The sequence below is a fragment of the Streptomyces sp. EDA2-14 genome, assembly GCF_054963755.1.
The window spans coordinates 606016-627193 of sequence record NZ_JBUEGE010000003.1 but is presented as its reverse complement, the minus strand read 5'-3'; the positions used below and the strand labels follow the sequence as shown (position 1 = coordinate 627193).

Here is a 21178-nt window from a genome sequence, read left to right as displayed (position 1 = left end):
GTGCGCGGCGTGTCGCGCTGAATGACTCTGGGTGTGCCGTTGCAACCGAGAGTGAGGAGACCGTATGCGTCGCCCTTTCGCGAGAGTGCTGACCGCTCCACTGGCCGTGCTGGCCGCGGCGGCGGTGCTGCCGCTGGCTTCCCCGCAGCCGGCGGCCGCCGACGAGGGGATCGTCGGCGGCCATCAGGTCGACGCTTCCCGGAGTCCCTGGGCGGTGGCGCTCTCGAGCCGTGACCGGTTCGGGGGTACCCGCGCGGGGCAGTTCTGCGGGGGAGTGGTCGTCGGACGGTCGACGGTCCTCACCGCGGCGCACTGCCTGAGCGAGGGAGTGCTCGGGGTGCCGCACGACCAAGTGCGTGACCTCAAGGCGATCGCCGGCCGCAGCGACCTGGAGACGTCCGACGGCACCGAGGTGTCCGTACGCAGTGAGTGGATCAACCCGGCGTACGACGGCCGGACGAACGCCGGTGATGTGGCGGTACTCACACTCTCCGCACCGCTGCCCGAGGGATACGTGCTCCCGATGGCCGAGGCGGACGACCCGGCCTACCGGGCCGGCACCGAAGCGCATGTCTACGGGTGGGGTGACACGACCGGGGCCGGCGACTACGCGCGTACGCTGCACGCCGCTCAGGTGCAGGTGCTCGCCGACTCCGCGTGCAAGCAGGCCTACCCGCCGGGCGGCACGGACGGGACGTACCAGCCGTCGTCGATGGTGTGCGCGGGCGAACCGGAGGGCGGCAAGGACGCCTGCCAGGGGGACAGCGGAGGCCCGCTGGTCGCCAAGGGCAAGCTGATCGGTCTCGTGTCGTGGGGGAGCGGGTGCGGGCGCGCCGGGAGCCCCGGCGTCTACACGCGCGCCTCGAAGGCGCTGGAGGTGCTCCGAGAGCACGCCTGACGCGTCGTACGGATACGAGGACGGGCGGCTGCTCCCGATGTCGGGAGCAGCCGCCCGGTTACCGGCCTGGTGCCGGAGCTGGCTCGTCGTTAGTGCGAGGTGTCAGCGTTCCTCGGTCTCGGCGCTTGCCGGAACGGCGGTGAGCCGCTCCGTCTCGTCCTGTATCTCAGCGGCGATCTTCTTGAGTTCCGGCTCGAACTTGCGACCGTGGTGGGCGCAGAAGAGCAGTTCACCACCGCTGATCAGTACGACGCGCAGATATGCCTGGGCGCCGCAACGGTCACAGCGGTCAGCGGCCGTCAGCGGGCTCGCGGGGGTCAGAACAGTAGTCACGTCGCCTCTTCTCTAGCTCGACGAGCTGTCGTACCAGGGTCAACATCCAACCAGGCCGAAAACGTTCCCGCTCTCAGCTTTTCCTCGAAAAATTTCTTCGAGGCCGGCTGTCTGTCGCCGGGTGGCGGCGAATGTGCCGTATTGCGTCTCTAGCGTCTTACGGGTTCGCGCGTTCTGTCAGGTCGGTCCTCCCCCGGCTGGTTGCCGGTTTGTTCATGAGGACGTGCCCGGAGCCTAAATGGTTCATGCCTGGAAGGGAACGTGATGTGGGCTTCACTCCATCGAGGGATCGAACACTCATGCGATCCTGGACTAGTCTGGGCTGACGTGAGGGTGGCGTGACAAAGGCTCTACCAGGCCTCGGTACCCTCTGAACGGCGACCGACGCCGGCCCTTCATCCACAAGGGCCTCATCTGAAATTCAGCGAGGAGCGAACCGCGTGACCGCCGATACGTCCGTGCCGTCCACAGCGCTGCTGACTGGAGCAGACCGGGACGGTTCCAACTACACCGCGCGGCACCTGCTCGTCCTTGAGGGGCTTGAAGCCGTACGCAAGCGTCCGGGCATGTACATCGGCTCGACCGACAGCCGCGGCCTGATGCACTGCCTCTGGGAGATCATCGACAACTCCGTCGACGAGGCACTCGGAGGTCACTGCGACCACATCGAGGTGATCCTGCACGACGACTCCTCGGTGGAGGTGCGGGACAACGGCCGCGGCATCCCCGTGGACATCGAGCCCAAGACCGGCCTCTCCGGAGTCGAGGTCGTCATGACCAAGCTCCACGCGGGCGGCAAGTTCGGCGGCGGCTCGTACGCGGCCTCCGGCGGTCTGCACGGCGTGGGCGCCTCCGTGGTGAACGCGCTGTCGGCGCGCCTCGACGTGGAGGTTGACCTGGGCGGGCACACGCACGCCCTCAGCTTCCGGCGCGGCGTGCCCGGTGCCTTCGCCAAGCAGGGGCCGGATGCCTCGTTCGACCCCTCGGTGGGACTGAGCAAGGTCAAGAAGATCCCCAAGGCGCGCCGGGGCACCCGCGTCCGCTACTGGGCGGACCGCCAGATCTTCCTCAAGGACGCCAAGCTCTCCCTGGACAACCTGCACCAGCGGGCGCGGCAGACCGCCTTCCTGGTGCCGGGCCTGACCATCGTCGTGCGCGACGAGTTCGGCCTCGGCGAGGGCGGCAGCAAGGGCGAGGAGTCCTTCCGCTTCGACGGCGGCATCAGCGAGTTCTGCGAGTACCTGGCGCAGGACAAGGCGGTCTGCGACGTCCTCCGCTTCACCGGGCAGGGCACCTTCAAGGAGACCGTCCCGGTGCTCGACGAGCACGGCCAGATGACGCCGACCGAGGTCCAGCGCGAGCTCGGCGTCGACATCGCGCTGCGCTGGGGCACCGGCTACGACACGACCATCAAGTCGTTCGTGAACATCATCGCCACGCCCAAGGGCGGTACGCATGTGACGGGCTTCGAGCGCTCGCTCACGAAGACGATGAACGAGGTTCTGCGCAGCCAGAAGGTGCTGCGCGTGGCCGAGGACGACATCGTCAAGGACGACGCCCTGGAGGGCCTCACGGCCGTCGTCACGGTGCGTCTGGCGGAGCCGCAGTTCGAGGGTCAGACCAAGGAGGTCCTCGGCACCTCTGCGGCCAACAGGATCGTCGCGAACGTCTTGGCCAAGGAGCTCAAGGCGTTCCTGGCGTCCACGAAGCGCGACGCCAAGGCGCAGGCCCGCGCCGTCATGGAGAAGGCCGTCGCCGCGGCCCGTACCCGCATCGCCGCGCGTCAGCACAAGGATGCGCAGCGCCGCAAGACGGCCCTGGAGTCCTCGTCCCTCCCCGCCAAGCTCGCGGACTGCCGCAGCGACGACGTGGAGCGCAGCGAGCTGTTCATCGTCGAGGGGGACTCCGCGCTCGGCACCGCCAAGCTCGCCCGGAACTCGGAGTTCCAGGCGCTCCTGCCGATCCGCGGCAAAATCCTCAACGTTCAGAAGTCGTCCGTGTCGGACATGCTGAAGAACGTCGAGTGCGGCGCGATCATCCAGGTCATAGGAGCTGGGTCCGGCCGGACCTTCGACCTCGACACGGCGCGCTACGGCAAGATCATCCTGCTGGTCGACGCCGATGTCGACGGCGCGCACATCCGCACGCTGCTGCTGACGCTGTTCCAGCGCTACATGCGGCCGATGATCGAGGCCGGCCGTGTCTTCGCCGCTGTGCCGCCCCTGCACCGCATCGAGCTTGTCCAGCCGAAGAAGGGCCAGGACAAGTACATCTACACGTACTCGGACCGCGAGCTGCGCGAGACGCTGCTCGAGCTCCAGCGCAAGGGTGTGCGGTACAAGGACTCGATCCAGCGGTACAAGGGTCTCGGCGAGATGGACGCCGACCAGCTGGCGGAGACCACGATGGATCCGCGTCACCGCACGCTGCGCCGGATCAACATCGGCGAGCTGGAGGCGGCGGAGCAGGTCTTCGATCTGCTGATGGGCAACGACGTGGCGCCGCGCAAGGAGTTCATCAGCAGCTCCGCCTCGACCCTCGACCGGTCGCGCATCGACATGTAGCGCAGACGGCGTGGGCGCCTCCGCGGTGACCGTGCCCCCACGCAGTCCACACTGGTGCGGCTCCACCCACGGGTGGAGCCGCACCAGTCGCATGTTCCACCCGCGATCCACCCTGGCTCCGATCTCCTGACCTGCTGATTTCCGTAGCGTCGAAGGCGTTGAACCACTTCGCTCCCGACCGCTCCACGGAGGCAGTCATGTCCGGGGTCCCCACCGTCTTGGTGATCGTCGCCGTCGTCGCACTCGTCCTTGTGCGCCAGTTCCGCACGGAGCGCCTGTCCGGCGACCGGAAGTGGTGGCTCCTGCCCGCGATCCTCGCGGTCGTCGCCGTGAAGGACGGCGTGGTGACGGATCCGCACCATGTGCCGGGCTCGGTCGTCCTGCTCGCCGTCGAAGTGCTCGTGAGCGTGGGCATAGGCATCGGGTGGGCGTTCACCACACGGGTCTGGACGGACGAGCGGGGCGATGTGTGGACCAAGGGCACCGTCGCGACGGCCGGAGCCTGGCTCGGTGGTGTCGCGGCCCGCGCCGCCGTGGCGGGCGTCGGCCTGGCGATGGGCATCCACCTCGGCAGCTCCGGCCTCATGCTCGGCTTCGCCGTCTCGCTCCTGGTCCGCTCCGGACTGCTGATGCTGCGGGCCGACCGCGAGCGCCCGGCGTACGTTGGTCCTGTCGCCCAGCCGGCGTGGGAGGACCGAAGGTGATCCGCGGAAACTGGACGGAATGGCCCTCCCGAGAGGCGCTCTCCCGCGAGGGGGTCACCCGCGCCCGGCGAATGCTCGCCCGCACGGTGCGGGTCGCCGCCCTCGCGGTCCTGGTGTGGACGGCCGTCACACAGCGCGACATCAGCCACGGGGCGCTGCTTCTGTCCCCCGTCCTGCTGATTGCGTGCGTGGCAGCGGCCTGGGCCTTCTACCGCACCACGCTCGAGCACCGGCTGTGGACCTCCCTCGGGCTGCTGGCGTTTCTGGTGGCGGTCGCCGTACTGGCCCAGTGGGCCGGATTCACCGGTCCGGCCGTAGTGCTCTGGTGCGGCTGCGCGGTCTCCGCGCTCGAGCGGCTGCCCCTGGTCGCCTCCGTGCCCGCCGCCGCGGTGACGATCACCGGATTCGCGGTGGTCAACAACGACGCCTGGCTGACCACCGCCGTCATCGCCGTCGGGCTCGTACTCTCGGCGTACGTGCTGCGCCTGGACGCCGAGGCGCGGGGGAGCGCACAGCGGGCTCTGGTGCAGGAGCGTGCCGCGCGGGCCGCCGAGGCCGAGTCGGCGGCGCTCGCCGAGCGCTCGCGGATCGCCCGCGAGATCCACGACGTCCTCGCGCACAGCCTCTCCGCCCAGCTCGTGCACCTGGAGGCCGCCCGGCTCCTCATCGAGCGCGGGGCGGACCGGGACCAGATCCTGGAGCGGGTCGTGGCGGCGCGCGGCATGGCCAGGGACGGGCTCGACGAGACCCGGCAGGCCCTGTCCGCGCTGCGGGGCGAGATGACACCGCTGGAGGACTTCCTGCGGGAGCTGGTCGCGTCCTCGGACGGGGCGACGCTCACGGTGGAAGGCGAGCGCAGACCGCTGCCCGCCGAGGCGTCCCAGACCGTGCGCAGAGTCGCGCAGGAGGCCCTGACGAACGTACGCAAGCACGCGCCGGGGGCCAGGGCGGACCTGCGGTTTGAGTACGGTCCGGCCGAAGTCGCTCTGGAAATACGGGATTCGGGGGCGTCCCGGCCGCACGAGGAGCTCACTGTCAGTGGCGGCGGTTACGGTCTGTTGGGGATGAAGGAGCGTGCGGAGTTGCACGGCGGCACGCTCGAGGCGGGGCCGTACGAGGAGGGTTTCGTGGTCAGGTTGAAGGTTCCCGTATGACGGGGAGCGAGGCGGGGGCGAGCGCGGGGAGGCCACCGGCCCGCGTGGTGGTGGTCGACGACCAGACGGTGGTGCGCGAGGGCATCGTGATGCTGCTCGGGCTGCTGCCCGGGATCGAGGTCGTCGGATCCGGGGGAGACGGTGAGGAGGCGGTCGCACTCGTGGCCGAACTGGCGCCGGACGTGGTCCTGATGGACCTGCGGATGCCGCGCTGCGACGGAGCCGAGGCGACGAGACGGATCCGGCAGGAGTACCCGGGCACTCAGGTCGTCGTCCTCACCACCTATGTCGACGACGAGTCGCTCTTCCCGGCCCTGAAGGCGGGAGCGCGCGGGTATCTCACGAAGGACGCCGGCGGGGAGGAGATCGTCCGGGCGGTGGAGGACGTGCTGTCCGGTGACGCGGGTCTCTCGCCGAGGATTCAGCGGCGGCTCCTGGAGAGACTGTCGCAGCCCGAGGCCACCGCGCCGGAGCCCGTGGAGCCGCCCGACGGGCTCACGGCGCGCGAAGCCGAGGTGCTGGTGCTGATCGCCGACGGTCTGACGAACCAGGAGATCGCCCGGGCCCTGCAGGTCTCCACGGCCACGGTGAAGACGCACATCAACAATCTGTTCGCGAAGTCCGGGCTCAAGGACCGCGCTCAGGCGGTGCGTTACGCGTATCAACACGGGCTTGCGAAGCCACCGGGGACGTCCATCACCTAATGGGGTGAAGGGTCTGCGGAGTGCGTCCGGGATCTTCCCGGTCTGTCCATCCTTGGCCACGCGGCTGCAGTGGGCCGCGGACAAGGAGAGTTCGGTGGACAAGCACGACGGGCGCGCGACCGCGCAGCCCAGGGCCGGTGCCATGAGCGGCATCGGCGATCCCTGGTACGACGAGCCGGACTCGGATTGGAGTGAGTGGCGCGCTCCGGGCGCGCGGGTGGCCGCGGTGCCCGCCCAGGCCGCGCCGTCCGAGCGGAGCGCGGCGGGGATCTACCTGGAGGTGCAGCGCAGCGCGGCGTTCCAGGAAGTGCGCAGGCGCTATCGGCGGTTCGTCGTGCCGGCGGTCGTGCTCTTCTTCGCCTGGTACGTCGCGTACGTCGTGACCGCGACGACGGCGCCCGGACTGATGGCCCAGCCGGTCGCGGGCGCCGTGAACGTGGCGATGGTCGCGGGCCTCGGGCAGTTCGCCAGTACGTTCCTGCTGACGTGGCTGTACGCGCGTCACGCCCGGCTGCGGCGGGACCGCTTGGCGCTCCAACTGCGCTGGGACACGCAGGAGATGACGCGTGGTCTCAACGGACACGCGCACATGAGCGGAAACGGTGCTGCGCGCGGCGAGGGCGGCCAGCGATGACCGGCGCACATCAGACCCTGGCCCTCGTCCTGTTCAGCGTGTTCGTGGCGGTCACGCTCGCCATCACGACCTGGGCGAGTCGCAATCGGCACGGTTCGGCGGAGGAGTTCTACGCGGGCGGCCGGCTGTTCTCACCCATGGAGAACGGATTCGCCATCGCCGGCGACTACATGTCGGCCGCGTCCTTCCTCGGCATCTCCGGACTGATCGCGCTGTTCGGTTACGACGGGCTGCTCTACTCGGTCGGCTTCCTCGTGGCCTGGCTCGTGGTGCTCTTCCTCGTCGCCGAACTCGTGCGCAACTGCGGCCGGTTCACACTCGCCGACGTCGTCGCGGCGCGGATGCGGGAGCGGCCGGTGCGCATCGCTGCGGGAACTTCCTCCGTGACCGTGTCCGTTCTCTATCTGGTGGCGCAGATGGTGGGCGCGGGAAGCCTGGTCGCGCTGCTGCTGGGAGAGGCGAGCGGCGCCGCGCAGGCCTGGACCGTCGTCGGTGTGGGCGCGCTCATGATTGTTTATGTGTCGATGGGAGGGATGCGGGGCACCACCTGGATCCAGATCGTGAAGGCCGTCCTGCTCATGGGCGGGGCGATCGCCCTGACGGTGCTCGTCCTGGCGCGCTTCCACGGTGACTTCGACCAGCTGCTGCGCACCGCCGCCGCACGCAGCGGACACGGCTCGGACTTCCTCGTGCCCGGTCTGAAGTACGGCGGAAGCTGGACCGCGCGATTCGACTTCATCAGTCTGGGCCTCGCGCTCGTGCTGGGCACGGCGGGCCTTCCGCACATCCTGTCGCGGTTCTACACCGTGCCGACCGCGCGGGCCGCGCGCCGCTCGGTCGTCTGGTCCATCGGGCTCATCGGCAGCTTCTACCTGATGACGATCGTGCTCGGGTTCGGTGCCGCGGCCCTCGTGGGTTCCGATGCCGTACGCAGCTCCAATGCCGCGGGGAACACCGCGGTTCCGCTGCTCGCCCTCGACCTCGGCGGTGGCGCGGACTCCACCGGGGGCACGGTGCTGTTCGCGATCGTCGCCGCGGTCGCCTTCGCCACCATCCTCGCCGTCGTCGCCGGGATCACGCTCGCGTCGTCGGCCTCCGTGGCACACGACCTGTACGCCACTCTCCGCAGCGGCGGCCCCGACGGGAAGCCTGGTGGCAAGCAGTGGGGCGAGGTCGCGGTGGCGCGGGTCGCCGCGGCCGGTGTCGGCGTGGTCGCGATCGGGCTCGGACTGCTCGCGCGAAACCTGAACGTGGCGTTCCTGGTCGGCCTCGCGTTCGCCGTCGCGGCCTCGGCCAATCTGCCCGTGCTGCTGTACTCGCTGTTCTGGCGGGGCTTCACCACGCGTGGCGCGGTGTGGTCGGTGTACGGCGGACTGGTGCCCGCGCTGGTGCTCGTGGTGCTGTCGCCGGTGGTCTCCGGAAGCCCCACATCGCTGTTCCCCGGCGTGGACTTCCAGTACTTCCCGCTGGAGAACCCCGGACTCGTCTCGATCCCGCTCGGCTTCCTCGCGGGCTGGTTGGGCACCGTGACGTCCCCCGAGGTGCCGGACGAGGCCAAGCACGCGGAGACCGAAGTACGGGCGCTCACGGGCGCCGGGGCGGTCTGACAGGGCTTTTCTGCGAGGGGGGGGGCGGGGCCGGGCCGGCGCGGAGTCAGCGGCTGGCCGCCCACTCGTAGCGGTGTTCGGGCCGCCCGGTGTCGCCGTACTTGAGGCTCAGCCGCACCCGCCCGGTGCGCTCCAGCAGCTTGAGATAGCGCTGGGCGGTCTGCCGGCTGAGCCCGGTGACATCGGCCAACTCCTGCGCCGAGAGCGGGCCCTCCGCGGTCATCATCGCCCGGCGGACCAGGTCGGCGGTGGTGGGCGAGTGGCCCTTGGGCAGCTCGGGCGCGGGCCCCGCGGAGAGCGCGCCGAAGATCCGGTCGACCTCCGCCTGCTCCGCCTCGCCCCCGCCGTCGAGGGTGCGCCGCAGCGTCGCGTACGCCTCCAGCTTGCCCCGAAGACCCGCGAACGAGAACGGCTTGACCAGGTACTGCAGCGCCCCGTGGCGCATCGCCGCCTGTACGGTCCCCACGTCGCGCGCCGCGGTCACCATGATCACGTCGATCTGGTGGCCACGTTCGCGCACGGTCTGAGCGACGGCGAGACCCGTCCGGTCCGGCAGATAGTGGTCGAGCAGCACCAGATCGACATGGAGATCCTCGATCCGGTCGAGCGCCTCCTGCGCGCTGTGCGCGGTCGCCGCGACGCGGAAGCCGGGGACCTTCGCGACGTAGGCGGCGTTGACATCGGCCACGCGGGTGTCGTCGTCCACGACCAGTACGTCGATCATCGGGCCTCCTCGGTCACGTCCGGCACATCCAGGGTGAGCGCCTCCGGCAGGACGACGACGAACTCGGCGCCGCCGAGGGGAGACTGGGTCGCCTCGGCCGTGCCGCCCTGCCGCTCGGCGAACCTGCGCACCAGGGCGAGCCCGATGCCGCGCTTCCCGTGGGCCGGTGGCTCCTTGGTGGACCAGCCTTCCACGAAGACGGTCTCCCGCTGATCGGCGGGGACGCCCGGCCCCGAGTCGCGTACCCGAAGGACCGCACTACGGCCCTCGGCCCGCAACACCACCTCCACGCGCGCGTGCTGACCCGAACCGGCGGCCGCGTCCAGGGCGTTGTCCACGAGATTGCCGACGATCGTGACGAGTCCGCGCGGATCGACGAGACGGTCCGGCAGCCACGTGTCCCCGGAGATGCCGAACGCGACACCGCGCTCCGCGGCGACGGTCGCCTTGCCCACCAACAGCGCCGACAGCAGCGGGTCCTCGATCCGCTCCGTGATCTGCTCCGCGGTCACCCGGCGCGCTCCCGCCACCTCGCCGACGAACTCCACGGCCTCCTCGTACATCTCCAGCTCCAGCAGGCCCAGCAACGTATGCATGCGGTTCGCGTGTTCGTGGTCCTGCGCGCGCAGCGCGTCGATCAGGCCGCGCGTGGAGTCGAGTTCGCGGCCCAGCTGCTCCAGCTCCGTGCGGTCGCGCAGGGTGGCGACCGCGCCCCCGTCGTCGGTGGGCATCCGATTCGCGACCAGCACGCGCTGGCCCCGGACGGTCAGCAGGTCGGTCCCGGATACGTGCCCCGCGAGCACGTCCGTCGTGCGGCCCGCGCCGAGCGCCTCGTCCAGTGGCTGCCCGATGATCCGCGCGTCCACGCCCAGCAACCGCTGGGCCTCGTCGTTGAGCAGGCGGATCCGCCCGCCGCGGTCCAGCGCCACGACGCCCTCGCGAATGCCGTGCAGCATGGCCTCGCGCTCGGCCAGGAGAGCCGAGATGTCCGAGAAGGCCAGGTCACGGGTCTGTCGCTGGACCCGGCGCGAGATCAGATACGCGGCGAGCGCCCCGACGGCCAGGGCCCCTCCCGCGTACGCGAACAGGCCGGGGATGGCGTGCACGAGGCGCGCGCGGACACTGTCGTACTCGATGCCGACCGACACGGCTCCCACAATGGCCCCGTCAGCGGCCCTCAGGGGCACTTTGCCGCGCGCGGAGCGGCCCAGCGTCCCGTCGTCGATCTCCATGACGTCGCGGCCCGCCAGCGCCGCGCTGGGGTCCGTCGAGACGACGTGCCCGATCCGGTCGCCGTCGGTGTGCGACCAGCGCACGCCCTCCCGGTTCATGATCACGACGTACTCGGCGCCGCTGGCCCGGCGGATCCGCTCCGCATCGGCCTGTACGGGGCCGTCCGCGCTCGGCCGTGACGACCGCAGCTCCTCGGCCAGGCTGGGCTGCGCCGCCGTGGTCTGTGCGATGGCCAGGGCCCGGCGCATCGCCTGGTCGTCGAGCTGATCGCTCAGCGGCGCCAGGAAGAGCCCCGTGGCCAGCACGGCCACGCCCGCGGCGATCGCCACCTGCATCAGCAGGACCTGGGCGAACACCCGCTTCGGGAGGCCGAAGCGCAGGCGGCGGGCAGGGGAAGTCGAGCTCATGGCTCAGAACCGTACGGGCCCGTCGGCCCTGGTCGAAGGCCTTGTGGCGCGTATCTCCTCCGCCGCGTGGAAGCGGATGCCCTGCACCGCGTGGGCCGGCGCCGGCCCCGTCAGCCGCCTGCCGCGGTGACCTCACGCACAGCCACGACATCCATGCGCGCGGGTGATCCCAGCGCCGCCCCACAGCTTTCCGGACGCGGCGGCGACGAAGCCCCCTGGACCACGGTGACCTCCCACCGCCGCCCGTCGGTGTGGGCGACGGTCACGTCCCACCGAGGCGCGTTCACGTCCCACCGAGGCGCGTCGCCACCGGCCGCGGCACTGCGTACGTCCTCCGAGGACGCGCGTTTCGTGTCCACGACGCCGAGGACGCCGGCGCCGTACTCGCCGGCGGTCCGGCGCACGGCGAGCTCGGCGGCCTGCCCCGGACGGTCCCAGGCGGAGCTGCCACGGCACCCATGGAGCACGATCCGGTCGGAGCGCACCGCCTGAAGGGCATCCTTGACCTCGGCGGTCGAGCACCTTCCGTAGGCGTAGCCGTAGGGCAGCACAAGAAGGGTGGGGGAGAAGCGGTGGCCGCCCAGGTGGGTGATCTCCCAGACGCCCTCCTCTTCGGAGGCGGCGAGATCGGAGGCCAGGGGCCGCCCCAGCAGCGCGCAGCACCGGTCGCGCTTTCCGTTTGTGCAGACCAGGGCGAGGGGCCCGCCTTCGTGGGGTGCGCCGAAGCCGCCGTGCCGACCCGCTCCCAAGGAGGCGAAGTCGAGCCGCAGCAGGTCTTCGGGAGCCTCGACCGTGGTGCCGTGCAGCCAGGTGTTTCCGGGAGCCGTGTGGGCCGCGTACACCTGGCGACGCTGCGCCGTGTGGCCGTCCGCGTGCCGCCCCGGACGGCGGATGAGTGCGACACGCACCCCCGTGCCGTCGGCAGCCGCCTCGAGGGCGCGGCCCACCTCGGGGTCGAGATGGCTGGAGACCAGGGCCTTCGCGCCCCACGGCCCCGGCTGTTCGATCAGCAGCCAGGTGCGTGCGGTGGCCGCCGTCCCGGCCAGAGGCTCCTCAAGATCCCGCGAGGCGGTCGTGCACGTATTCACAGCGGTGACCCTAACCCTGCCCGGACCTTGCCCGGCGGATCACTCCGTCGCGCTCGCCGATGGCAGGGGCTGCGGCGGACGCAGGCCTACGTAGTGGCCCGACGGCCGCATACGGAGTGGGCGTTCGCCGTACTCCTCCAAGGCGTGCGCGATCCAGCCCGCCGTGCGGGCGACGGCGAAGATCGTCTCGCCCGCCTCCGCCGCCATCCCGAACGACGCCGTGAAGGCGGCGAGCGCCAGGTCCACATTGGCGTGCAGATCCGTGTGGCGGGCCGTGGTCGCCACGACGTCGCGGGCCGCGGCCAGCGCGGGGCGCGCCTTGGGAAGCTCCTCCAGGGCCGCGAACAGCGCCTTCGCGCGCGGGTCCTCGCCCCGGTAGAGACGGTGGCCGAGACCGGGCACACGGCGGCCCGAGCGCAGTTCGTCGGCCACCACGGCGCCCGCGCTGCCCCGGTCGAGGACCTCGAGCAGCATCCGGTGGGCGAGACCGCTCGCCGCCCCGTGCAGCGGCCCCTCCATGACGCCCAGGCCCGCCGAGACGGCGGCGTAGGCGTGCGCCCGCGCGGACGCGGCGACGCGCACCGCGAGCGTCGAGGCCGCCAGGTCGTGGTCGACCAACAGGGCGAGCGCCATGTCCAGGACGCGCAGAGCCGCCTCGTCGGGCTCCCTGTAGGTCAGCCGCCCCCACAGCCGCCGCGCGATCGGCGCGCCGTCCGGGTACGTCGTGCGGACGAGGGGCGGCGCGGTCGCCAAGGTGGGGATGAGGGACCGGGCGGCGCCGAGCACGGAGTCCTCGGACAGGTCGTAGCGCAACGGATCCGCCGTCGCCGCGGCGACGGCCGCCACCCGCAACCGGTCGACGGGGCTGCTCAGTTCGGGCAGGGCGGAAACGGCCTTGCGGGCCGCGGCGAGCGACTCCTTGGGCGCGGTGAACCGGATGCCGGGGCGCAGGCGGCCCGTCCACAGCCACTCCGCGACCTCCTCGTACGAGTGGCGGGCCGCGAGCTGTGTCGCGTCGACCCCTCGGAAGAAGTACTGGTCGTCGTCGATGAGGGTGAGCCGCGTGCGCACCGACAGTTCGCCCGCGCCCGAACCGGCCGTGGACTCCCGCCTGTTGCGCCGGGCGAGAGCCTCGACCTCCGCGGCGTCGAAGGTGCTGCCGCGCTGGCTCGCCCCGCGCCTGCTGGTGAGCTGCCCGCGGCTCACGTAGGCGTAGACCGTCTCGGGCTTCACGCCGAGCAGTTCGGCGGTCTCCTTGGTGGTCAGGCGGCGGGCCTGCTGCGCGGGTGCAGGTTCTTGATCCCTCATGCGCGTCACCGTATCCGGATCGCTCCACATTGATTCAATCAATATTGACAGCTTTTGAGTCAAGCATGGACAGTCAAATCAAGTCCAGGGAGGAAACATGCCGATCAACGGGGCCACGGCCGCTGCCGTCGACGTACCGCGCGGGCTCGCCGGTGTCGTCGTCACCGACACCGAACTCGGGGACGTCAGAGGACGCGCGGGGTTCTACCACTACCGCCAGTACTCCGCCGTCGAGCTCGCGCAGAACCGCAGCTTCGAGGACGTGTGGCACCTGATGCTGCACGGCGAACTGCCCGATTCCGAGCGGTCGGCGGCCTTCGGCCGGGAGACCGCGGGGCTGCGCGGACTGCCCGACGACGTGCGGGCCGCGCTGCCCGCGATCGCCCGCGCCGGCGCCGTCTCGGGGCCGCTGGCCGGGCTGCGCACGGCGCTCTCGCTGTTCGGCGCCTCTCGCGGGTTCCGACCCGTGTACGACATCGAGCGGGACCGGCGTCGCGCGGACGCCGTCGCGGCCACGGCCGTGGTCCCCACGATGCTCACCGCGCTGCACCGGCTCGGCGAGGGGCTCGACCCCGTGGAGCCGCGCGAGGACCTCTCGTACGCGGCCAACTACCTGTACATGTTGACCGGTTCGGAGCCCGACCCTGCGCATGCGCGGGCCATCGAGCAATACCTGATCTCAACCATTGATCACGGATTCAATGCGTCAACATTCACCGGTCGCGTCATCGCATCGACCGGAGCCGATGTCGCGGCCGCTCTGGTCGGGGCGGTCGGAGCACTGTCCGGCCCCCTGCACGGCGGGGCACCCAGCCGGGCGCTCGACACCCTGGACGCGATCGGCACCCCGGACCGCATCGACTCCTGGATCCGTCAGCGGGTGCTCGCGGGGGAGCGGATCATGGGCTTCGGCCACCCCGTCTACCGCACGGAGGACCCGCGCTCGCGGATGCTGCGCACCATCGCGGAGGGGTTCGGCGGCCCCTTGGTGGAGTTCGCGGTCGAGGTCGAGCGCCACGTGGAGGCGATCCTCGCGGAGCTGAAGCCGGGCCGCGAACTGCACACGAACGTGGAGTTCTACGCGGGCGTGGTCATGGAGCTGTGCGGACTGCCGCGCACCATGTTCACGCCGACGTTCGCGGCGGCCCGGGTCGTCGGCTGGAGCGCCAACATCCTTGAGCAGGCGGAGGATTCGAAGATCATCCGCCCGGCCGCGCGGTACGTGGGAGTGGAGCCGCCGGTGGCGGTGCCGAGGTCCGTCTGACACGGACCCGTCGGCCGCCGACCTGAGAACCGGTCGTCGGCCGACACGGCGGCTCCCTGGTCAGGAATCCGGGATGTCCGCCTTCGCGCGCACGAGCGTCTCCCGGTTCACGATCACGATGCGTTCATAGTCGGCGACCCCCGCGTCCGGGGGGAGTTCGGCTTTGAGGTCCGCTGTGGCCTCAGTGCCGATCACGGCGAAGTTCCCATCGCTGAGTTCGAAGACATCGGGGCAGGTGGCGCCGGAGCTGCTTCCGCGTGCGCTCGGGGGCACCCCGATGCGGCGTACGATCTTCAAGGGAACCGGTTCCTTCACAAGGGGTGGCGTGGTGACGTAGCGTCGTCACAGTAGTGGGCCGAATGTCGCGTGAGGATACCGATTTGCCTCATATCGGGGGCAGTTATCGCCAAACTTCACCACTACGGGCGAAGTTGCGCGGCGGACAGCGCCCGTCAGTCCGAGGGCGGCTCGCCCACGACCCACCATTCCTCCGCGTCCGCGGCGGCCTCGATCTCGTGGAACAGTGCTTCCGCCATGCGACCGATCTCCGCCTCGCTGGACGAGGGGTCCAGTGACGCCCGATGGGGACGCGTCGCCTCCCAGTACTCGCGCATGTACGGGCTCTGGAACAGCTCGCGCAGGATGCCGAAGAGCTCGCGCTGGTCGTGCAGACCGGATTCGTAGTTGTGGAAGGCGTTGACGTACCAGAGGTTGGCGTACATGTACTGGCGCCGCCTCTGGGGGGTGAGATCCAGGCCGTAGTTGTCGATCACGACGGCGAGGTCCGGGTCGTCGATGGCCTTGCTCAGCAACTCCCAGTGCATGCGCTGTTGGTGTGCGCGGGCCAGACGGCGGCGCTCCTCCGAGCCCCGGATCGCTGCCGGACCGAAACGGTGCCACAGGTGCGTCGCGGTGCCACCCGCGAGTCCGCCCGCGGCGGCGGCGACTACCGTCCGGAAAATCCCTTTACTCTGTGTGGTCATGTCAACCCCCGATTCAGGCGACCGTGCGCCGGTCGTCGGTTGCGGGGCTGGGTAGACGGGGACCGGCGGCGGTGGGCGGCGCGCTTGCCGCCTCCACGGGCTGCCGAGCGGCTCTGATCGGCGAGGAGGCGGAGAGGAGGCGCACGGAGGGGTGCTCAGTTCGCGAAAACCGGCGCCATGCCCAACGTCTGCCCAGCGGGCGGCGTTAGCAATCGTTCACTCCGCACCCTTTTCACCTGCTCGTATCCTGGGGCGGAAGTCATTCTCCGTCCGAGAGCCGGACCCTCGACCGGCGTGCGCCGCAGCGCATGCCACGGCGTGCGATTCGGTGTGAGAGAGGTCGCGTTGAGCAAGGCCAGCCCCCAGCAGATCCCCGTCGTCGTCCTCGCCGGCTTCCTGGGGTCGGGGAAGACCACGTTGCTCAATCATCTGCTGCACCGCAGCGGCGGCACCAGGATCGGGGCGATCGTCAACGACTTCGGGTCGATCGAGATCGACGCCATGGCGGTCGCCGGACAGCTGGGCGACTCGACGGTCTCGCTCGGCAACGGCTGCCTGTGCTGTGCCGTGGACGCGAGCGAACTTGACGTCTACCTGGACAAGTTGACCCGGCCCGTCAATGACGTGCATGCCATTGACGTCATCGTGATCGAGGCGAGCGGCATCGCGGAGCCTCAAGAACTCGTGCGCATGGTGCTGGCCAGCGACAACCCGCGGATCGTGTACGGAGGGTTGATCGAGGTCGTCGACACCGCCGAGTTCGACGCCACCCGCGAGAAGCACCCCGAGGTGGATCGGCACCTGGAGATCGCGGACCTGGTCGTGGTGAACAAGGGCGATCGCGTGGGCCCGGACGAGCGCGAGCGCGTCCTGGGCGCGGTACGGGGCATGGCCGGCCGGGCCGCCGTCGTGTCCGCGTCGTACGGGCGCATCGATCCGGAGCTGCTCTTCGACTGCCGCCCCACGGAGGAGCGGATCGGGCAGCTGTCCTTCGACGACCTGCACCGCCACGAGGGCGACAGCGCCGGGGCGCACAGCGGGCATCTGCACGCCGCCTACGACAGCGTCGCGTTCACCTCCGAAGTCCCCATGGACCCCCGCCGGCTGATCGCGTTCCTCGACAGCAGGCCGGACGGGCTCTACCGCATCAAGGGATACGTCGACTTCGGCGCGTACGACACGGACAACCGGTACGCCGTGCATGCCGTGGGGCGCTTCCTGCGGTTCTACCCGGAGCCGTGGCCGAGCGGCCAGGAGCGCCTCACGCAGCTCGTACTGATCGGCTCCGGCCTCGACGCGGCCGACCTCGACCGGCAGCTGGACGCCGCCAAGAGCGACGCCCCACACACCGCGGACGAGCGCGGCATGTGGGGCGTCCTCCGCTACGTGCAGGAGACCGGCGAGGCGGAGGAAGTCGCGGACTACGTGCTCTAGACGCGGCCCGCGCGCTTCGGACGCGGACTACGTGCTCTAGACCGGGCCCGCTGTCGCCGCCACCGTCTTCGGAAGCGACACGCCCGAACCGTCGCGACGCGGGTCCATCTCGGGCAGCTCGGCCGCCGCACCGTTCTTCTGCGCCGCACGGGCGGGTGCCGGGCCGGCCCAGGCCACGCTCAGACAGTCCTCGCCCTTCAGGAAGCGCTGACAGCGGACGCCGCCCGTGGCGCGCCCCTTCCTCGGGTACTGGTCGAACGGGGTCAGCTTGGCCGTCGTCTGCACCGAATCGTCCAGCGTGCCGCGCGAGCCGGCGACGGTGAAGACCACCGCGTCGACCGCCGGGTCGACAGCGGTGAAGGAGATGACCTTCGCGCCCGTCGCCAGCTTCACGCCGGCCATGCCGCCCGCCGCGCGGCCCTGCGGGCGCACGATGGAGGCCTGGAAGCGGAGCAGTTGGGCGTCGTCCGTGATGAAGACCAGGTCTTCCTCGCCGGTGCGCAGCTCCGCCGCGCCCACGATGCGGTCACCGTCCTTGAGGGTGATGACCTCCAACTCCTCCTTGTGGGACGGATAGTCGGGCACCACGCGCTTCACGATGCCCTGCTCCGTGCCGATCGCCAGACCGGGCGAGGACTCGTCCAGGGTCATCAGACAGACGACCGTCTCGTCCGCCTCCAGGGACGGCAGGAACTCCTTGATCGGCGCGCCTCCGGAGAGGTTCGGCGCAGACGCGGACTCCGGAAGCTGCGGCAGGTCGATCACGCTCAGCCGCAGCAGGCGGCCTTCGGACGTGACGACGCCGACCTCGCCGCGTGCCGTCGCGGGGACCGCGGAGACGATCACGTCGTGCTTGGCGCGCTTGGTGCCCTCGTCCTCGGCGAAGGGCTCGCCGTTCGCCGTACGGGCCAGCAGACCGGTCGAGGAGAGCAGCACGCGGCACGGGTCGTCGGCGACCTGGAGCGGCACCGCCGACACCGGGGCGCCCGCCGACTCCAGGAGCACCGTGCGCCGGTCGTCGCCGAACTTCTTCGCCACGGCCGCCAGTTCCGCGGAGACCAGCTTGCGCAGCTCGGTGTCCGACTCGAGGATGCCGGTCAGCTCGTCGATCTCGCCGTTGAGCTTGTCGCGCTCGGCGTCCAGCTCGATGCGGTCGAACTTGGTGAGGCGGCGCAGCGGCGTGTCCAGGATGTACTGCGTCTGGATCTCGCTCAGCGAGAAGCGCTCGATCAGGCGCTCCTTGGCCTGTGCGCTGTTGTCACTGGAGCGGATGATGCGGATGACCTCGTCGATGTCGACCAGGGCGACGAGGAGGCCCTCCACCAGGTGGAGCCGGTCCTGCTTCTTCTTGCGGCGGAACTCGCTGCGGCGGCGCACCACGTCGAAGCGGTGGTCCAGGTAGACCTCGAGGAGCTCCTTGAGGCCGAGGGTGAGCGGCTGGCCGTCCACCAGGGCCACATTGTTGATGCCGAAGGACTCCTCCATGGCGGTCAGCTTGTAGAGCTGCTCCAGGACGGCCTCCGGCACGAAGCCGTTCTTGATCTCGATGACCAGGCGCAGGCCGTGCTCGCGGTCCGTGAGGTCCTTGACGTCGGCGATGCCCTGGAGCTTCTTGGAACCGACCAGTTCCTTGATCTTCGTGATGACCTTCTCGGGGCCGACCGCGAAGGGCAGCTCGGTGACGACGAGGCCCTTGCGGCGCGCCGTCACGTTCTCCACGGAGACCGTCGAGCGGATCTTGAACGTGCCGCGGCCCGTCTCGTAGGCGTCCCTGATGCCGGACAGGCCGACGATCCTGCCGCCGGTGGGCAGGTCGGGGCCGGGCACGTACTTCATGAGCGTGTCGAGATCGGCGCCCGGGTGCTTGATCAAGTGCCGCGCGGCGGCGATCACTTCGCCCAGGTTGTGCGGCGCCATGTTGGTCGCCATGCCGACCGCGATGCCCGACGCGCCGTTCACCAGCAGGTTCGGGTAGGCCGCCGGGAGGACGAGCGGCTCCTGCTCCTGGCCGTCGTAGTTGGGCGCGAAGTCGACCGTGTTCTCGTCGATCGACTCCGTCATCAGGCTCGCGGCCGGGTCCATGCGGCACTCGGTGTAACGCATGGCGGCCGGGCGGTCGTCATTGCCGAGGGAACCGAAGTTCCCGTGCCCGTCCACCATCGGGACGCGCATGGAGAACGGCTGGGCGAGGCGGACCAGCGCGTCGTAGATCGACGAGTCGCCATGGGGGTGCAACTTACCCATGACCTCGCCGACGACGCGGGCGCACTTCACGTAGCCGCGCTCGGGGCGAAGGCCCATCTCGTTCATCTGGTAGACGATCCGACGGTGGACGGGCTTCATCCCGTCGCGGGCGTCGGGCAGGGCGCGTGAGTAGATGACCGAGTACGCGTACTCCAGGTAGGAGCCCTGCATTTCGTCGACCACGTCGACGTCGAGGATCTTCTCCTCGAAGTCGTCGGGCGGCGGGGTCTTCGTGCTGCGGCGGGCCATCGCGGCTGCGGCTCCTTCACCTACAAGAACGGGTACATGAACGGGAACTGTCGCGGACCATTGTGGACCGCCGCACTGACAACGCTGCTCGCGGCCCGTCAGTACAGGGTGTCGCGCGGTCCCGGGAGGGCCGAGCGCTCGCTCACGGCGTAGCCCCGGTGGGAACTTCGCCAGGTGCCAGCACGCTTGCATACAGTGGCAGCACTCGCAGCAGTTCAGTGTTCCAGGACCTACCTGCCGCAGTCCGTAGCTCACCGCGTATTCGCGTTGTACCGCGATCGAAGGGACGTACATGCCCATGGGTCACACGGCCACCGCCGAGGCCGGCTCCGGCGGCCTGACAGCGACCGAGCACCGGCTGGCCAACGGCCTGCGCGTGGTGCTCTCCGAGGATCATCTGACCCCGGTCGCGGCGGTCTGCCTCTGGTACGACGTCGGCTCGCGCCACGAGGTCAAGGGCCGTACGGGCCTGGCTCACCTTTTCGAGCACCTGATGTTCCAGGGTTCGAAGCAGGTGCACGGCAACGGACACTTCGAGTTCGTCCAGGGCGCGGGCGGCTCGCTCAACGGTACGACGAGCTTCGAGCGCACCAACTACTTCGAGACCATGCCCGCCCACCAGCTGGAGCTCGCGCTGTGGCTGGAGGCCGACCGCATGGGCTCACTCCTCACGGCTCTCGACGACGAGTCGATGGAGAACCAGCGGGACGTCGTGAAGAACGAGCGGCGCCAGCGGTACGACAACGTCCCGTACGGCACGGCGTTCGAGAAGCTGACCGCCCTCATGTACCCCGAGGGCCACCCGTACCACCACACGCCCATCGGCTCCATGGCCGATCTGGACGCGGCCACCCTCGAGGACGCGCGGAACTTCTTCCGCACCTACTACGCGCCCAACAACGCGGTCCTGTCGATCGTCGGCGACATCGACCCCGAGCAGACGCTGGCCTGGGTCGAGAAGTACTTCGGCACCATCGTCGGCCACGACGGCAAGCCCGCCCCGCGCGACGGCGCCCTGCCGGAGGTCATCGGCGAGCAGCAGCGCGAGGTCGTCGAGGAGGAGGTGCCGGCGCGCGCCCTGATGTCGGCCTACCGCCTCCCGCACGACGGCACGCGCGCGTGCGACGCCGCCGACCTCGCCCTCACCGTCCTGGGCGGCGGCGAGTCCTCGCGCCTGTACAACCGCCTCGTACGACGCGACCGCACCGCCGTGGCGGCCGGTTTCGGCCTGCTGCGCCTCGCCGGAGCGCCCTCCCTGGGCTGGCTGGACGTGAAGACCTCCGGGGACGTCGAGGTGCCGGTCATCGAGGCCGCCGTGGACGAGGAGCTCGCCCGGTTCGCCGAGGAGGGCCCGAGCCCCGAGGAGATGGAGCGCGCGCAGGCCCAGCTGGAGCGCGAGTGGCTGGACCGCTTGGGCACGGTCGCGGGGCGCGCCGACGAGCTGTGCCGCTACGCCGTCCTGTTCGGCGACCCGCAGCTCGCCCTGACCGCCGTGGGGCGCGTCCTGGACGTGACCGCCGAGGAGGTCCAGGAGGTCGCCAAGGCCCGCCTGCGCCCCGACAACCGCGCGGTCCTCGTGTACGAGCCGACCGCCCCCGCCGACACCGAGACCGCCGAGATCACCGAGGAGGCGGGCCAGTGACCGA

General features: G+C 70.4%; 18 protein-coding genes. 10 read left to right on the top strand and 8 right to left on the bottom strand.

All coding sequences use genetic code 11. The features are described from left to right. Positions 1 to 64 precede the first annotated feature (64 nt). A complete protein-coding gene (locus ACY34M_RS12525) occupies positions 65 to 898 on the top strand; it encodes a serine protease (protein ID WP_462718501.1) in 834 nt (277 codons plus the stop codon). Positions 899 to 1000: 102 nt separating this feature from the next. Here the strand turns inward: ACY34M_RS12525 and ACY34M_RS12520 are convergent, their stop codons facing one another. Beyond that, positions 1001 to 1231 carry a DUF7455 domain-containing protein gene (locus tag ACY34M_RS12520; protein ID WP_207826496.1) on the bottom strand — a complete coding sequence of 77 codons (231 nt, stop codon included), beginning with the start codon at positions 1229 to 1231 and terminating at the stop codon, positions 1001 to 1003. Positions 1232 to 1671: 440 nt separating this feature from the next. Between ACY34M_RS12520 and ACY34M_RS12515 the strand changes: the two genes are divergently transcribed. From ACY34M_RS12515 to ACY34M_RS12490, 6 genes are all read left to right on the top strand, one after another. Beyond that, on the top strand, positions 1672 to 3795 hold the full coding sequence (locus tag ACY34M_RS12515) for a DNA gyrase/topoisomerase IV subunit B (protein ID WP_462718500.1): 2124 nt from the start codon (positions 1672 to 1674) through the stop codon (positions 3793 to 3795). 197 nt (positions 3796 to 3992) lie between these two features. Further along, positions 3993 to 4499, top strand: coding sequence for a DUF1453 domain-containing protein (locus tag ACY34M_RS12510; RefSeq protein WP_462718499.1), 507 nt, complete (start codon positions 3993 to 3995; stop codon positions 4497 to 4499). Further along, entirely contained in the window at positions 4496 to 5653 is a 1158-nt protein-coding gene (locus ACY34M_RS12505) for a sensor histidine kinase (RefSeq protein WP_462718498.1), read from the top strand. Before ACY34M_RS12510 ends, ACY34M_RS12505 begins: the two co-directional genes overlap by 4 nt. Beyond that, on the top strand, positions 5650 to 6357 hold the full coding sequence (locus ACY34M_RS12500) for a response regulator (RefSeq protein WP_462718497.1): 708 nt from the start codon (positions 5650 to 5652) through the stop codon (positions 6355 to 6357). Before ACY34M_RS12505 ends, ACY34M_RS12500 begins: the two co-directional genes overlap by 4 nt. Before the next feature lie 94 nt (positions 6358 to 6451). After that, complete coding sequence (locus tag ACY34M_RS12495; protein WP_462718496.1) at positions 6452 to 6991, top strand: DUF485 domain-containing protein; 540 nt, start codon at positions 6452 to 6454, stop codon at positions 6989 to 6991. Beyond that, entirely contained in the window at positions 6988 to 8598 is a 1611-nt protein-coding gene (locus ACY34M_RS12490; RefSeq protein WP_462718495.1) for a solute symporter family protein, read from the top strand. The genes ACY34M_RS12495 and ACY34M_RS12490 overlap by 4 nt, the downstream gene beginning before the upstream one ends. Before the next feature lie 46 nt (positions 8599 to 8644). Here ACY34M_RS12490 and ACY34M_RS12485 read toward each other — a convergent pair whose 3' ends face one another. The 4 genes from ACY34M_RS12485 to ACY34M_RS12470 all read right to left on the bottom strand — a co-directional run bounded on the left by ACY34M_RS12485 (position 8645) and on the right by ACY34M_RS12470 (position 13358). Further along, a complete protein-coding gene (locus tag ACY34M_RS12485) occupies positions 8645 to 9322 on the bottom strand; it encodes a response regulator (protein ID WP_462718494.1) in 678 nt (225 codons plus the stop codon). Next, on the bottom strand, positions 9319 to 10962 hold the full coding sequence (locus ACY34M_RS12480) for a sensor histidine kinase (protein WP_462718493.1): 1644 nt from the start codon (positions 10960 to 10962) through the stop codon (positions 9319 to 9321). The genes ACY34M_RS12485 and ACY34M_RS12480 overlap by 4 nt, the downstream gene beginning before the upstream one ends. Positions 10963 to 11072: 110 nt before the next feature. After that, positions 11073 to 12050 carry a sucrase ferredoxin gene (locus tag ACY34M_RS12475; protein ID WP_462718492.1) on the bottom strand — a complete coding sequence of 326 codons (978 nt, stop codon included), beginning with the start codon at positions 12048 to 12050 and terminating at the stop codon, positions 11073 to 11075. Between the two features lie 39 nt (positions 12051 to 12089). Next, positions 12090 to 13358, bottom strand: coding sequence for a citrate synthase (locus ACY34M_RS12470; RefSeq protein ID WP_462718491.1), 1269 nt, complete (start codon positions 13356 to 13358; stop codon positions 12090 to 12092). A gap of 97 nt (positions 13359 to 13455) precedes the next feature. Between ACY34M_RS12470 and ACY34M_RS12465 the strand changes: the two genes are divergently transcribed. Continuing rightward, positions 13456 to 14622: a citrate synthase gene (locus ACY34M_RS12465; protein ID WP_462718490.1), complete on the top strand. Its 1167-nt coding sequence runs from the start codon at positions 13456 to 13458 to the stop codon at positions 14620 to 14622. Positions 14623 to 14682: 60 nt separating this feature from the next. Here the strand turns inward: ACY34M_RS12465 and ACY34M_RS12460 are convergent, their stop codons facing one another. Beyond that, complete coding sequence (locus ACY34M_RS12460; RefSeq protein ID WP_462718489.1) at positions 14683 to 14919, bottom strand: hypothetical protein; 237 nt, start codon at positions 14917 to 14919, stop codon at positions 14683 to 14685. A 155-nt stretch (positions 14920 to 15074) separates the two neighbouring features. Further along, on the bottom strand, positions 15075 to 15605 hold the full coding sequence (locus ACY34M_RS12455; RefSeq protein ID WP_462718488.1) for a DUF6082 family protein: 531 nt from the start codon (positions 15603 to 15605) through the stop codon (positions 15075 to 15077). Positions 15606 to 15950: 345 nt separating this feature from the next. Between ACY34M_RS12455 and ACY34M_RS12450 the strand changes: the two genes are divergently transcribed. Further along, positions 15951 to 17039: a CobW family GTP-binding protein gene (locus ACY34M_RS12450; protein ID WP_462718487.1), complete on the top strand. Its 1089-nt coding sequence runs from the start codon at positions 15951 to 15953 to the stop codon at positions 17037 to 17039. Positions 17040 to 17075: 36 nt separating this feature from the next. On the opposite strand, the gene ACY34M_RS12445 is transcribed toward ACY34M_RS12450, so the two are convergent. Further along, positions 17076 to 19532 carry a DNA gyrase/topoisomerase IV subunit A gene (locus ACY34M_RS12445; protein WP_462718486.1) on the bottom strand — a complete coding sequence of 819 codons (2457 nt, stop codon included), beginning with the start codon at positions 19530 to 19532 and terminating at the stop codon, positions 17076 to 17078. 298 nt (positions 19533 to 19830) lie between these two features. Between ACY34M_RS12445 and ACY34M_RS12440 the strand changes: the two genes are divergently transcribed. After that, a complete protein-coding gene (locus ACY34M_RS12440; protein ID WP_462718577.1) occupies positions 19831 to 21174 on the top strand; it encodes a M16 family metallopeptidase in 1344 nt (447 codons plus the stop codon). The last annotated feature ends 4 nt before the right edge of the window (positions 21175 to 21178 follow it).